Genomic DNA, 13,098 nt, shown 5'->3' on the forward strand with positions numbered 1-13,098 from the left:
AGACCTGAAGCAGACATGATCCGCCGAATTGGTAGGGGGCTGGTTGGGCCGACCGGTCACCGCCCGTGCCCGACGTCCGGCACGTGCCGGGGTCTTCGCGGAGTGCTCGGCGAACCTTCGCCGGGCTCACCTGCGGTGGGCGCACACCGACGAGATCGACCAGGACAGACAGCCGCGCCGTAATGTGGCCCTTAATGTGGCCCTTGCCGAACCGGTTCTGCTGGTCGTGGCGAACACCGCGTCACGCGGGAGCGATCCCGGCGGCAACGGCCAGCCGTTTGGTGTCGACCACGACCAGTCGGCCGCCGACCAGATCGACCACACCCTGCCGGCGCAGCCCGGCGAGTGTGGCCGTCAACGAGCTGCGTGCCATCGCGAGCGCGTGCGCCAGTTCGACGCTGGTCAGGGGCACCGTGGCCGTGACCCCCGCCGGCGGGTCGGCGGCGCGGTGCAGGTGGAGCAGGGTCCGGGCGACCTTCTCCCGGACGGGCAGGCCGGACAGCTCTGCCGTCAGCGCGGCGGTGGCCTGCGCATTGCCGGTGAGGTAGTGGTCGAACATCTCGGCCAGGCGCGGGCGCCGGAGCAGTCCGCGGAAGGTGCCCACGCCGACGGCGAAGGTGACGCACGCGTCGACCGCGATGACGCTGTCCGTGCAGGTACCGCCCTCCACCGCGGCGGCCTCGCCGGCCAGGTGCCCGGGGCCGCGGAGCGCCAGCAGCAGCCGCGTGCCGTCGGCGCCGGTGCGCACCACTGTCACGCGGCCGGTCTCGACCAGCAGTACCTGGGCGGCGGGTTCCCCCTGCCGCAGGATGACGCGACCGGGTCGGTGCCGGGTGGGCAGCCCTACCCGGCGCAGCTCGTCGGCCAGCCCCGGGTACACCCGCATCCGCACCGTGTCCACTCGCCCGCCCATCGACTTCCTCCCGCGCACTCGGCAACCAGGTGCAAGGCCGTGCAGTGCCGGCGGGTGTGCGGCGAGAGCGGAACGACCAGCGGGCCCCCACCCCTGCCGTCAGCGGGCTTCCGACACGTCCCGCACCGCGTTGCGCACGGCGGCGACCAGGGCGCCGTGGTTCGCGCGGGGTCTGTCGGTCGTCATCGTGCGGTAGTTCTCCCGCCGGCGTCACGTGGCCGAAACGCGACCAGGTTCCCGCGGGTGGCCGGCATCGCACCAGCGCCCGAGTGGTCGACCTCTCATTCACTACTCCTGATGGAGTAGTGATGCCAGGGCGGTGGCCGGACGCGTGGGGGTACCGCGAGGACATTCGGGGGAAGATCCGGTGGGGACGCGCTTCTACGTGGGCACCGCCGCCGCGATCGTCGGCGTGTGGCTCGGCGCGCTGCTGGTGGCGACATCAACCGGACACCGGCACCGGCCGTGGTCCGGGTCGGCGAGGCCACGATCACCCCGTCACCGTCGAACTCCCCCGACCCCCTCGTCACCCTCGACGGATAACGTCGGGGCATGACCGAGCAGAAGCGCCTCGAGCCCGGCGACACCGCGCCCGCGTTCACCCTGCCCGACGCCGACGGTGAGCCGGTGCCGCTCGCCGACTACCGGGGCCGGCACGTCCTCGTCTACTTCTACCCGGCGGCGGGCACGCCCGGATGCACCAAGCAGGCGTGCGACTTCCGGGACAACCTGCGGGATCTCGAGGGCGCGGGCTATGCGGTGCTGGGCATCTCGCCCGACAAGCCGGACAAGCTGGCCCGGTTCCGGGACGCCGAGGGGCTGACGTTTCCCCTGCTGTCCGACGCCGACCGCTCGGTGATGACCGAGTGGGGCGCGTTCGGCGAGAAGCAGAACTATGGCCGCACGGTCATGGGCGTCATCCGCTCCACGTTCCTGGTCGGCCCGGACGGCACCATCGAGCGCGCCATGTACAACGTGCGCGCCACCGGTCACGTGGCGAAGTTGCGCCGGGACCTGAAGATCTAACTAGGGTATCGCGCTTCAGTACTGAGTGACGGCATCCAGCCCACGCCTGGTCGCGTCCAGTCCCGCCCGCCGTTGCCTGCAGCCTTGCCCCGTCGCCGGGTCCTGGCCCCCTGGGCCGACGTCCGGCGCGGCGTGGCTCGACCGAGCCGTGTCGTGCCGGTGTCGATCCGGCCGGTGGGCCACCATCGTTGCTCAGCCGGTACTCAGCGCCCGGAGTTGATGATCTGCTCGGCGATCTGCGTGGCCTGGTCGATCGGGATGGCGAAGCCCAGGCCCACGTTGCCACCCTGCTGGTCCGCGGGCCGGTTGGCGGACACGACGCCGACGACCCGGCCGTCGAGGTCGACCAGCGGGCCGCCCGAGTTGCCGGGGTTGACCGGGGCGCTGGTCTGCACGCCGCGGTAGGACACCGGCGTGCCCAGGTCGGTGGTGCTGCTGACCTTGCGGTCCAGCGCGCTGATGATGCCGGAGGTCACGGTGCCGGACAGGCCGAACGGCGAGCCGATCGCGGCGACCTGCTGCCCCACCTTCAGCGAGCCGGAGGAGCCGAGCTGGGCCGGGGTGAGGTTGTCGACGCCGTCGACCTTGAGCACGGCGAGGTCGTTGCGTCCGTCGGTCCCGACCACCTTGGCTTCCTTCTTGGTGCCGTCGGGGAGGGTGACGGTGATCGTGCCGCCGGCCTTGGCCACGGTCTCCACCACGTGGTTGTTCGTGAGGATGTAGCCGTCCTTGGTGAGGATGATCCCGGACCCCTCGCCCCTGGCGATCGGCGAGTTCGTGCGGATGTCGACCGTGCTCCTGCTCGCGGTCTCGGCCGCCTTCTGGAAGTCGGCCGGCTGGTTGGCGGAGGCGTTGTTGACCTCGTTGCTCTGCGGGAGCGTCACCGAGCCGGAACCCTGGCTGGCTGCCACGGCGTAGCCACCGGCGACGCCGACGCCGCCGGCGAGCAGACCGGCGGCCAGGACCATGGCGGCGAGCCGCTTGTTGAGTTGCTGCTTGGGCTGGGCCTGGGGCTGCGGCCCGGGCTCGGTCGCCGGGTTCGAGGGCGTGAACGTGGCGTAGGGGCTGGACTCTTCGCGCGGTTGCCCCGCCGGGGGCTGGTTGTGCGTCGTCATGGCTTCACCATCGGTGGTCGACCTGAGAACAAGCTGATGAGCACCTGGGGAGGTGCTACGTATTCGCCCCGTGTTGGCCCTGGCACGGTCTCGGCGGACCCCGACCGACTCGGCGCCGCCGGCCTGACCCCCGGCTCGGCCCCGAAGCGGGCACCTCGGCCGATCGGCCGAGGAACTCGGGCCCGGCGGCCGAGGTACGCCGCTTGCCCCGTGCGGGAAGGTGGGGGCATGCCAATCCCGATGAGCCCGGTGTTGCGGGCACACGGCCTGCGGAAGAGCTTCCAGGGCGCGGTGGCGCTGGACGGTGTCTCCCTCACGGTGAAACCGGGGGAGGCGGTGGCCGTGTGCGGGCCGGCCGGGGCGGGCAAGTCGACGTTGCTCCGCTGCCTGGCCGGCGACCTGCGCCCGGACCGGGGCCGGGTGCTGCTGGCCGACGGCCGGCCGGTGGACGGCCTGGACGTCGTCACCCGGCGCCGGCTGCGCGTGGTGCTGCGGCACGACGAAATCGACCCGCGGCGTACCGGCGCGGACAACGTGGCGTTGCCGCTGGTGCGGGGTGGGGTACGGCCGGACACCGCGCGGCAGGCGGCGCTGGCCCTGCTCGGGGCACTGGGGCTGTCCGGACTCTCCGGGCGGTGGACCTGGCAGCTTTCGGAGGCCGAGGCGCAGGCGGTGGCGATCGCGCGGGCGCTGGTGGTGAACCCGTCGGTGGTGTTCGCCGATGAGCCCACCGCCACGATGGCTCCGGCGGCTGGGCACGCGGTGACCGAGCTGTTGGTGCGGGCGACCACCCGGGCCGGGGCGGCGCTGGTGTTGGCCACCCGGGACGCGCAGGCCGCGCGCTGGTGCCGGCGCATCGTGGACCTGCACAAGGGCCGGATCATCGAGCCGACCCTCCCCAGCTTCGCCGCCCTCGCCGGCTGACCGCGCTCGCACCCCCGGACAGGGCGGGTCGCGGCTTGTCCGCTGCCGCACCCTCGGGCCGTGGACACGGCGATCTTGGGCGTGCCCGACCGCACCCTTCGGCGTCCCATCAGTGTCAGAAGCTGACAACGAGCTTGCCGAACTGGTCGCCTTGTTCGAGGTCGGCCAGTGCCGTGGGTGCATCGGCGAACGGGTAGACGTGGTCGACGATCGGCCGGAGCTGGTGGGCGGCAACGAAATCGAGCATCGCCGTGAACTCCTCGGCACTGCCCATCGAGGTACCGACGAGGCTGATCTGCTGGAAGAACAACCTGCGCAGGGACACCGCGACCTGGTCGCCGGTGGTCGCGCCCAGCGTCACCATCCGACCCCCGGCGCGAAGAACGGACAGGCACGACTCGAAGGCGGCCACCCCCACCCCGTCGACCACCAGATCGACGGGTCGGCGCAGTTGGGCCCGCCACTCCGTTCCGGTGTCCAGCGCGGAGCTTGCGCCCAGCTCGATGGCCCGCTGACGCTTGGCCTCGCTTCGCGAGGTCACGCTGACCTCGGCGCCAGCCGCCTTGGCGACCAGCAGCGCGAGCGTGGCTACCCCGCTGCCGATGCCGGGGAGCAGGACGTGCTGGCCGGCACCCAGGTGGCCGCGGGTGAACAGCGCGCGGTAGGCGGTGAGACCCGCCAGCGGCAGTGCCGCCGCCTCGGCCCAGTTGAGGTGGACCGGCTTCGGTTCGACGTTCTCGGCCGGCACGAGCACGTATCGCGCCATGGTGCCGTGCCTCGGCCCGCCCAGGATCTGTGGCACCTCGGGGGTTTCGTCGGCGCGAGCCCAGTCCAGTGACGGGTTGACCACGACCTTGTCGCCGAGGCGCACCTTGGTCACGTCGGGCCCGACGGCACTCACGACACCGGCGCCGTCGGAGCCCAGCACGAGCACCGGATCGTCCTCCCCGCGCTGCCCCACAATGAACAGGTCCCGGTGGTTGAACGCGGCGGCATGCAGCTCGACCAGCACTTCCCCGGAACCCACGCGGGGTACGGGCACCTCGGCCCGGGACACGCCAGCGAGGCCGGACGGCCCGTGGTGGACGAGAGCGGACATCGTCGACGCGTTCTCAGCGGCTTCACTCACGTTCCCTCCGACCACCCGTGATCGTCCTTTATTCCGCAGTACGGTTCTCACACAGGCAGCACAACCGGCTCAGGGGAAGAACCTCTGATCACCCGGTACCCGTCGCGCGGCCAGCCTTCTACTCGCATCGCAATGCGTTTCCGGAATACCAACGAGAATCAGGCACTGCGAGACATCCGAGTTGTGATCACCACAACCCCGAACCAACCGGGGACATGGGAGAACCTCGGGTGCGGGCGGGGCCAGGGGGCTCGAACCCTCCCGGCGCGATGGCCGCCCATGAGGTCCACCGAGGCCCCCACCCGACAACGGGAATCATATTCGCTTACGTAAGAAACTGACGACTCCCTGGTCGGGTGGCCTCTCCCGGTCGGCCGAGCCGGTAGGGTCTGGCGCCGATCATCGACGCGCGGAAGGGTTCGGTGATGGCGGCTACTCCCCTGCAACGACGCCGGCTCGGCCTGGAACTGCGTGCGCTCCGCGAGGCAGCCCGACTCACCGCACAGGAGGCGGGCCAACACATCGGCCGTAGCCACGCGACCATCAGCAACATCGAGCGCGGCAAGCATCGGGTCACCAAGACCGACCTCTCCGCCCTGCTCGAGCTCTACGACGCCACACCTGAGCTCCGCGCGCTGTTGCACAACCTGCGCTCCGAAACCCCGCGGCGCGGCTGGTGGGCCACCTACCGGCTGCCCTCCTGGTTCGAGACCTACGTGGGTTTCGAGTCCGAAGCCGCACTGGTGCGGGAGTTCGAGCTCGAGCTCGTCCCCGGCCTGATGCAGACCCCGGGCTACGCCCGCGCCGTGCACGTGGTCGGCAGCCACCTCACCGCCCCCGACGAGGTCGGCCCCCAGGTCGCCGCCCGACTGCAACGTCAGCGCCGGCTCTTCGCCAACCCACCGCTGACGTTGCACGCCGTCGTGAGCGAGGCCGCGGTCCGACGCGTCGTGGGCGGCCGGAAGACCATGGCGGAGCAACTCGAACACGTCCTGGAGTTGGCAGAGCTGGACAACGTGCGGTTTCAGGTCCTGCCGTTCGCCGCCGGTGAGCACGCGAGCATGGCCGGAACCATGGTGTTGTTGCGTTTCCCCGAAAAGCACGACGCCGATCTGGCCTATATCGATCACGCGCTCGGTGGGCACATGATTGATTCCCCCTACGAAGTGGCCACGCTCGGCGTCTTGCTCGACGCCCTGCAGGACGCTGCACTCTCGACGCGGAAGTCCCGCGAGCTCGTCGAGTCCATTCTCGAGGAGCTGCGCCGGGCCTAGCGAGAGAAAGGGGTACGGGTGCCTGGTCTCTCCCGCGTCGTCTGGCGTAAGAGCAGTCGCAGCCAGGCCGGCAGCGTCTGCGTCGAGGTGGCCAGCCTCGACACCGGACGGCCGATCGCGTCGACCCCGAGGGCAGGCCGGGAAAACCGCGCCTGCCGTGGGGGAACCGCGGTCCGCGACAGCAAGAACCCAACCGGACCGGCCCTACTGTTCCGACCGATGGAATGGACCGCCTTCCTCTGGGCGGTCAAGGGTGGACGGTTCGATCCCGCCTGAACACGAACTCGAACACGAAAGTGAGGGACGCCCGCCCCGGGCATCCCTCACTTTTCTTCCGGCTCAGACCAGTTCGCGCAGACGGGGCAGCAACGCGTTCAGCGCGCGGGAACGGTGGGACAGGGTGTCCTTCTCCGCCGGCGCCAGCTCGGCGGACGTCCGTTCCTCCCCTTCGGGAACGAAGATGGGGTCGTAACCAAAACCATTGGTACCACGGGGATTTCGGACGAGCCGGCCACGCCATTCGCCCCGCACCACGACTTCTTCACCGTCCGGACGGACCAGCGCGGTCGCGCACACGAAGGCCGCGCCGCGCCGTTCGTCGGGGACGTCGGCGAGCTGGTTGAGCACCAGTTCCAGGTTGGCCTGGTCGTCGCCGTGCCGGCCGGCCCAGCGGGCGGACAGCACGCCCGGCATGCCGTTCAACGCCTCGACCGCCAGCCCGGAGTCGTCGGCGATCGCGGGCAGTCCGGTCGCGCGAGCCGCGTCCCGCGCCTTGGCCACGGCGTTCTCCTCGAACGTCGCACCGGTCTCCGGCGCCTCCGGAAACGGGGGCACCTCGTCCAAACCGACGATCTCGATGCCCTCGACACCCGCCGTGGAGAGGATGCGCCGCAGCTCCGCAAGCTTCTTGGCGTTGCGGGAGGCGAGCAGCACGCGGGTCACTTCCGCGCCTCCGGCAGCGTACCGGGGTAGGGCGCGGACAACGCCTCCTGCTGCAACCGGGTCAGTTCGAGACAACCCGCCAACGCCACGTCCAGCATCTTGTCCAAAGTGGACCGCGCGAAGGTGGCGCCCTCACCGGTGCCCTGCACCTCGATCAGCGTGCCGGCGTCGGTGGCCACCACGTTCATGTCGACCTCGGCGCGGGAGTCCTCCTCGTAGGGCAGGTCGAGCCGAACCCGACCGTCCACGACGCCGACGCTCACCGCCGCCACCGAGCAGGACAGCGGCCGCGGGTCGTTGAGCCGACCGGCAGCGCCCAGCCAGGTCACCGCGTCCGCCAACGCGACGTAGCCGCCCGTGATGGCGGCGGTGCGGGTGCCACCGTCGGCCTGGATGACGTCGCAGTCGACGACGATCGTGTTCTCACCGAGCGCGGCCAGGTCGATGCACGCGCGCAGCGAGCGGCCGACCAGGCGGCTGATCTCGTGCGTACGGCCCCCGATGCGGCCCTTCACCGACTCGCGGTCGCTGCGGCTGTGCGTGGCCGACGGCAGCATCGCGTACTCGGCGGTCACCCAGCCCAGGCCGGACCCGGCCCGCCACCTGGGTACGCCCTCGGTGACGCTGGCCGCGCACAGCACCCGGGTGCGGCCGAACTCCACCAGCACCGATCCCGCCGGCCAGTCCTGGTAGCCCCGGGTGATGCGGATCTGTCGGAGCTCGTCGTCATTCCTGCCATCGGCTCGAACCACGGGTCAAGCCTATGCGCCGGCCCCGTCGCCCTGGTCCGGGGTCGTCCGCCGTCCTGTCACGCCCTCACCCGGTGCTCGGTGCCGGGCTCGGCGAGGCCGATCGCCCCGGTGAATGCCGCACGCGCCTCGGCCAGGACCGCCTGCCGGTCGGTCCACGGCGCGACGTGGGTGAGCACGAGCCGGCGCGCCCCGGCCCGCGCGGCCAGTTCCCCGGCCTCCCGGCCGGACAGATGCAGGTCCGGCGGGTTGTCCTCCCGGTGCGTCCAGGTCGCCTCCGCCAGCAACAGGTCCGCGTCCCGTGCCAGCTCGACGACGGCGGAGCAGGTGCCGGTGTCTCCGGTGTAGGCGAGCACCGCCCCGTCGTGCTCGATCCGGAAGCCGTACGCCTCGCACGGGTGCACCACGCGCGCGGTGGTCACCGTGAGGGTTCCGATGCGGAACGTGTTGTCGTCGAGCACCCGGAAGTCGAACACGTCGGACAGGTCGGTGCCGAGCCGCTCCTCGTCGCTTGGCGCGTATGCCGCGGCGAGCCGGTCCGCGGTCTCCACCGGCCCGTACACGGGCAGCCGGTGACCCGGCCGGCGCTCCGGGTGATACCGGCGGAGCACCGTCAGCGCGCTCATGTCCGCGCAGTGGTCGGGGTGCAGGTGGGAGAGCAGTAGGGCGTCCAGGCTGAACGGGTCGCGGCGCGCGGACAGCGCGGCGAGCACACCGTTGCCGAAGTCCAGAGCGGCTTGAGTGCCGCCGGCCTCGACCAGATAGCCGGAGGCGGGGACATTCGGTCCGGGGACGCTGCCGGAACAGCCGAGGATGGTGAGGATCACGAAACGGAGCCTGGCACGGCCGCGGCCGGCCCGACTGTGCCACCGGTCACAGCGCCGAGCTCGGGGCCGAGGAACCTGCGGGCGAGCCGGGCGAACGGAGCCGGGTCCCCGGTGCAGGTGAACTCGTGCCCGTCGACGGCGGGTTCCTCCCGCAGCAGGTCGTGCTCGACGAGCACGCGGAAGACATCCTTGGCCGTCTCCTCCGCGCTGGACACCAGGGTGACGCCGTCCCCCATCACGATCTGCAGGACGCCGGTGAGCAGGGGGTAGTGGGTGCAGCCGAGCACGAGCGTGTCGACCTTGGCGCGCTGCAGCGGCTCCAGGTAGCTCTGGGCGAGTCCGAGGATCTGGCGGCCGGAGGTGACACCGCGCTCGACGAAGTCGGCGAACCGCGGACAGGCCGCACTGGTCACCTCGATGTCCCGGGCGGCGGCGAAGGCATCCTCGTAGGCGCGGGAACGCACGGTCGCGTGGGTGCCGATGACCCCGATCCGGCCGTTGCGGGTGCTCGCCACCGCACGCCGCACCGCCGGCAGGATCACCTCCACCACCGGGACCTGGTAGCGCTCACGCGCATCGCGCAGGCACGCGGACGAGGCCGAGTTACAGGCGATGACCAGCATCTTCACCCCACTGGCCACCAGCGAGTCGGCCACCGCGAGCGCGTGGCGGCGGAGGTCGGCGATCGACCTGGGACCGTAGGGGGCGTGGGCGGTGTCACCGACGTAGCGCAGGCGCTCGCCGGGGAGCTGGTCGGCGATGGCGCGGGCGACGGTGAGCCCACCGACCCCGGAGTCGAAGATCCCGATGGGGGCGTCGGCGTGGGTCGTCACGCTCTCACACGGTACCGGGCAACGCGGGCCGCTTCGGCTTGTCGGACCTGGTGACGAGCCATGCGGCGAGCACGCCGCCCACCGCGCCGAACAGGTGACCCTGCCAGGAGATGCCGCCCTGGGTGGGGAGCACGCCCCACAACATGTAGCCGTAGTAGAAGAAGAGCGCGGCGGCGAGCAGGATCTGCAGGAAGCTGCGGTTGAAGAACCCGCGCACCAGCAGGTACGCGAACAGGCCGAAGATCAGGCCCGACGCCCCGATGTGGGTGGTGCCGGGGCCGCCGGTCAGCCAGGTGCCGATGCCGCTGGCCAGCCAGATCACCGAGAGCACCGCCACGAACTGCGCGATCCCGCCCGACATCGCGAGGAAACCGAGCACGACCAACGGAAGCGTGTTCGCGCCCAGGTGCTCCCAGTTGAGGTGCAGTAGGGGTGCGAACAGGATGCCGTCCAGGCCGCTGAGCTCCAGCGGCTTGATGCCGCCCCACCCGATGAACCGGTTCTGGAAGCCGAGAACGTTGACGAACTCGATCACGTAGAGGGCGGCGGCGAAGGCCAACATCATGATGGCGGACCGCATGGGGTGGGGCGGCCACACCCTGGTGACCGCGCCGCGTCCCGTGCGGGAGACCTGCGTCGGTTCCACGTCGACCACGGTACGGGTGGCGACGCGCCGCGGGATCAGGGTCTTCCCCGATTCGGCCCTGGGTAGGGTGCGGCGCATGGGTGATCAAGGGACCCTCGACGTGGCCGTGCGCACCGAGGCCGTGCTGGGCGTGGGGCCGACCTGGGACTCCCTGTACTCGTCGCTGCTCTGGGTGGATGCGCTCAGTAGCCGCGTGTTCCGGTTCACTCCGGGTCCCGACACCAACGCGTCACTGGACATGCCGCAGCACGTGGGTGCGGCCAAGCCACGCACGGTGGGTGGCCTGGTGATGAACCTGCGGGACGGGGTCGCCCTGGTCGACCGGGACGGGAGCCGCCGGTGGCTCGTCTACTGGGCGCGCGAGGGAATGCGCGGCACGGACGCGGGTGTCGACCCCGCCGGGCGGCTGTGGGCGAGCACCTCGCGCTACGAGAAGAACGACGGCAGGAAGAGCGGGAAGGAACGCAAGGAGAGCGCCCAGCAGGCGCAGCAGCTCGGCGGGTGGCTGACCCAGGTCGAGCCGGACGGGTCGGCCCGGGTCGTGGTGGACGGGGTGGGGATGGGCAGCGGGGTGGCGTGGAGCCCGGACGGGCGGCTGCTCTACTACGTGGACTCTCCGACCCGGCGGGTGGACGTCCTGGTCTTCGACCCGACCACCGGCGCGGCCGGTCGGCGCCGGCCGCTGTGCGAGATCGAACCGGAGGCCGGGTGGCCGGCAGGCGTCTGCGTCGACTCGGACGGTTGCGTGTGGGTTGCGTTGTGGGACGGCTGGGCCGTGCGGCGCTACACGCCGGAGGGGCGCCTGGACAGGGAGTTGGCGGTGCCGGTGGCGCGGCCGACGGCGTGTTGTTTCGGTGGGGATGACCACAGCGACCTGTACGTGACGACCGCACGCGCCGGGTTGTCACCAGAGGTCCTGGCGGAGCAGGAGCTGGCAGGTTCGTTGCTGGTGATCACGAACGTGGGCAACGGCCTGGCCACCCCCGCCTTCGCGGGGTGACGCGCCGCGATCCGTTGAGCCGCTGCGGCACCTACCATGCGGGTGGCTTGGCCTGCGCCGAGTAAAGCAACGAGGCAGTACCCTCGGCTTGTTCCACCAGCGCAGGCGCCGCCCAGAAAGAGGACACGATGGCCTCGCTGCCCAGGCCGGAGCACCCGCTACCCTGGCCCGACCACTTGTTGACCTTGGAGGAGTTCCTGGAGCTTCCCGAGGACAACAGCCGTCGCTTCGAGGTCAAGGAAGGTGTCCTCATCGTGGCCCCTCGCCACCTCGCGAAGCACCAGCGTGCGGCCAACCGGTTGGCTCAACGCCTGAACGACCAGCTTCCGGATGAGTGGGAGGGCGTCACCGAGATCGATGTGGTTGTGCGCCCGGGTTTTCCGCCCGATGTACGAGTGCCCGATGTTGTTGTAGTCCGGTCCAAATGGATCGATGACGACATGCGAGTGGCATCTCCCGAGGACGTTCTGCTCGCCGTGGAGGTCATTTCGCCCGGTTCGCGGGACACCGACACCGTGCTCAAGCCCGTTGAGTATGCGGAGGCGGGCATCCCCTATTACTTGGTGATCGACCTTGATCCACCAGTTTCGTTGACGGCCTATCACCTGGCTGGAGATCTCGGCTACCAGGAAGCGCCCGCCGTGACGGGCGAGTTCATCACCCAGGAACCGTTTTCGCTGCGAATCGACCTCACGAAGCTGGCCGGAAGCCGCTGACGAAGCGCGGACCGCAGATGCGGTCCGCGCTTACCGAGAACAACTCTGGGCGGTCAGGCCCAGAGCTGGCCTTCGAGGCGTTCGGCGGCCTGGTCGAGGTCGCCCCCGTAGGCCCCCGTCGACAGGTACTTCCACCCGGCGTCGGCCACCACGAACACCACGTCTGCCTGCTCTCCCGTGCCGGCGGCCTTCTCCGCCACGGCCAGCGCGGCGTGCAGCACCGCCCCGGTCGAGATCCCGGCGAAGATTCCCTCCTCCGCCAGCAGCTGCCGGGTCCGGCGCAACGCGTCCCGGGAACCGACCGAGAACCGCCCGGTCAGCACCTCCGGGTCGTACAGCTCGGGCACGAACCCCTCGTCGAGGTTGCGCAGGCCGTACACCAGCTCCCCGTACCGCGGTTCGGCCGCGATGATCTGCACGTCCGGCTTGTGCTCGCGCAGGTACCGGCCAACGCCGACGAGCGTGCCCGTGGTCCCCAGCCCGGCCACGAAGTGCGTCACCGTGGGCAGGTCACGCAGGATCTCCGGGCCGGTGGTGCGGTAGTGCGCGGCGGCGTTGGCCTGGTTGCCGTACTGGTACAGCATCACCCAGTCCGGGTTGGCCGCGGCCAGCTGCTTGGCCAGCGCCACGGCCATGTTCGACCCGCCGGCTGCCGGCGAGGAGATGATCTCCGCGCCGTAGGCCGTCAGCAGCTGGCGCCGTTCCGGCGAGGTGTTCTCCGGCATGACGCAAACCAGCCGATAGCCCTTCAGGCGCGCGGCCATGGCCAGCGAGATGCCGGTGTTGCCCGAGGTCGGCTCGAGGATCGTGCTCCCGGGACGAAGCCGGCCCTCGCGCTCGGCCGTCTCGATCATGGCCAGCGCGGGCCGGTCCTTGATCGAGCCGGTCGGGTTGCGGTCCTCCAGCTTCGCCCACAGTCGCACGTTCTCGGCGGGCGACAGCCGCGGCAGCCCCACCAGCGGGGTGTCGCCCAGCGCGTCCAGCAGCGAGTCGTAGCGGGCCAT

At 70.9% G+C, this 13,098-nt stretch carries 15 protein-coding genes and 1 pseudogene; 7 read left to right on the plus strand and 9 right to left on the minus strand.

The window, feature by feature from the left end:
- Nucleotides 1-241: 241 nt before the first annotated feature.
- Entirely contained in the window at nt 242-913 is a 672-nt protein-coding gene (locus IEY55_RS04845) for a Crp/Fnr family transcriptional regulator (RefSeq protein WP_189054386.1), read from the minus strand.
- A gap of 414 nt (nt 914-1,327) precedes the next feature.
- Between IEY55_RS04845 and IEY55_RS32485 the strand changes: the two genes are divergently transcribed.
- Together IEY55_RS32485 and bcp are read left to right on the plus strand one after the other, a co-directional pair.
- Complete coding sequence (locus tag IEY55_RS32485; protein ID WP_268239277.1) at nt 1,328-1,456, plus strand: hypothetical protein; 129 nt, start codon at nt 1,328-1,330, stop codon at nt 1,454-1,456.
- Nucleotides 1,457-1,465: 9 nt separating this feature from the next.
- Entirely contained in the window at nt 1,466-1,939 is a 474-nt protein-coding gene (gene bcp / locus IEY55_RS04850) for a thioredoxin-dependent thiol peroxidase (protein ID WP_189054388.1), read from the plus strand.
- 203 nt (nt 1,940-2,142) lie between these two features.
- Here bcp and IEY55_RS04855 read toward each other — a convergent pair whose 3' ends face one another.
- Nucleotides 2,143-3,054: a S1C family serine protease gene (locus tag IEY55_RS04855; RefSeq protein WP_189054390.1), complete on the minus strand. Its 912-nt coding sequence runs from the start codon at nt 3,052-3,054 to the stop codon at nt 2,143-2,145.
- Nucleotides 3,055-3,339: 285 nt separating this feature from the next.
- Here IEY55_RS04855 and IEY55_RS04860 point away from each other — a divergent pair.
- Nucleotides 3,340-3,978: pseudogene (locus IEY55_RS04860) on the plus strand (ATP-binding cassette domain-containing protein); the annotation flags it as partial.
- A 115-nt stretch (nt 3,979-4,093) separates the two neighbouring features.
- Here IEY55_RS04860 and IEY55_RS04865 read toward each other — a convergent pair.
- Entirely contained in the window at nt 4,094-5,107 is a 1,014-nt protein-coding gene (locus IEY55_RS04865; protein WP_229686060.1) for a zinc-binding dehydrogenase, read from the minus strand.
- A gap of 425 nt (nt 5,108-5,532) precedes the next feature.
- Between IEY55_RS04865 and IEY55_RS04870 the strand changes: the two genes are divergently transcribed.
- Together IEY55_RS04870 and IEY55_RS04875 are read left to right on the plus strand one after the other, a co-directional pair.
- The gene (locus IEY55_RS04870; protein ID WP_189054394.1) at nt 5,533-6,381 is read left to right on the plus strand and encodes a helix-turn-helix domain-containing protein; all 849 of its coding nucleotides are present in this window, start codon (nt 5,533-5,535) and stop codon (nt 6,379-6,381) included.
- 18 nt (nt 6,382-6,399) lie between these two features.
- Complete coding sequence (locus IEY55_RS04875) at nt 6,400-6,657, plus strand: DUF397 domain-containing protein (RefSeq protein ID WP_189054396.1); 258 nt, start codon at nt 6,400-6,402, stop codon at nt 6,655-6,657.
- 63 nt (nt 6,658-6,720) lie between these two features.
- On the opposite strand, the gene rdgB is transcribed toward IEY55_RS04875, so the two are convergent.
- The 5 genes from rdgB to IEY55_RS04900 are packed head-to-tail and all read right to left on the minus strand — an operon-like array spanning nt 6,721 to nt 10,456.
- Nucleotides 6,721-7,323 (minus strand): RdgB/HAM1 family non-canonical purine NTP pyrophosphatase, encoded by a 603-nt coding sequence (gene rdgB / locus IEY55_RS04880; RefSeq protein ID WP_189054398.1) that lies wholly within the window; start codon nt 7,321-7,323, stop codon nt 6,721-6,723.
- A complete protein-coding gene (rph, locus tag IEY55_RS04885; RefSeq protein ID WP_189054400.1) occupies nt 7,320-8,075 on the minus strand; it encodes a ribonuclease PH in 756 nt (251 codons plus the stop codon). The genes rdgB and rph overlap by 4 nt, the downstream gene beginning before the upstream one ends.
- Before the next feature lie 56 nt (nt 8,076-8,131).
- A complete protein-coding gene (locus tag IEY55_RS04890; protein ID WP_189054402.1) occupies nt 8,132-8,899 on the minus strand; it encodes an MBL fold metallo-hydrolase in 768 nt (255 codons plus the stop codon).
- Nucleotides 8,896-9,732, minus strand: coding sequence for a glutamate racemase (gene murI / locus IEY55_RS04895; protein ID WP_189054404.1), 837 nt, complete (start codon nt 9,730-9,732; stop codon nt 8,896-8,898). The genes IEY55_RS04890 and murI overlap by 4 nt, the downstream gene beginning before the upstream one ends.
- A 4-nt stretch (nt 9,733-9,736) precedes the next feature.
- Nucleotides 9,737-10,456, minus strand: a complete 720-nt coding sequence (locus tag IEY55_RS04900; RefSeq protein ID WP_308424718.1) for a rhomboid family intramembrane serine protease — start codon at nt 10,454-10,456, stop codon at nt 9,737-9,739.
- On the opposite strand from IEY55_RS04900, the gene IEY55_RS04905 reads away from it, so the two are divergent.
- Together IEY55_RS04905 and IEY55_RS04910 are read left to right on the plus strand one after the other, a co-directional pair.
- Entirely contained in the window at nt 10,455-11,378 is a 924-nt protein-coding gene (locus IEY55_RS04905) for an SMP-30/gluconolactonase/LRE family protein (protein ID WP_189054406.1), read from the plus strand. The two genes, IEY55_RS04900 and IEY55_RS04905, sit on opposite strands and share 2 nt — an antisense overlap.
- Nucleotides 11,379-11,557: 179 nt before the next feature.
- On the plus strand, nt 11,558-12,094 hold the full coding sequence (locus tag IEY55_RS04910) for a Uma2 family endonuclease (protein ID WP_229686061.1): 537 nt from the start codon (nt 11,558-11,560) through the stop codon (nt 12,092-12,094).
- Nucleotides 12,095-12,147: 53 nt separating this feature from the next.
- Here IEY55_RS04910 and IEY55_RS04915 read toward each other — a convergent pair whose 3' ends face one another.
- A complete protein-coding gene (locus IEY55_RS04915) occupies nt 12,148-13,098 on the minus strand; it encodes a PLP-dependent cysteine synthase family protein (RefSeq protein ID WP_189054408.1) in 951 nt (316 codons plus the stop codon).

Source organism: Longimycelium tulufanense (genome assembly GCF_014645795.1).
Classification (GTDB): Bacteria; Actinomycetota; Actinomycetes; order Mycobacteriales; family Pseudonocardiaceae; genus Longimycelium; species Longimycelium tulufanense.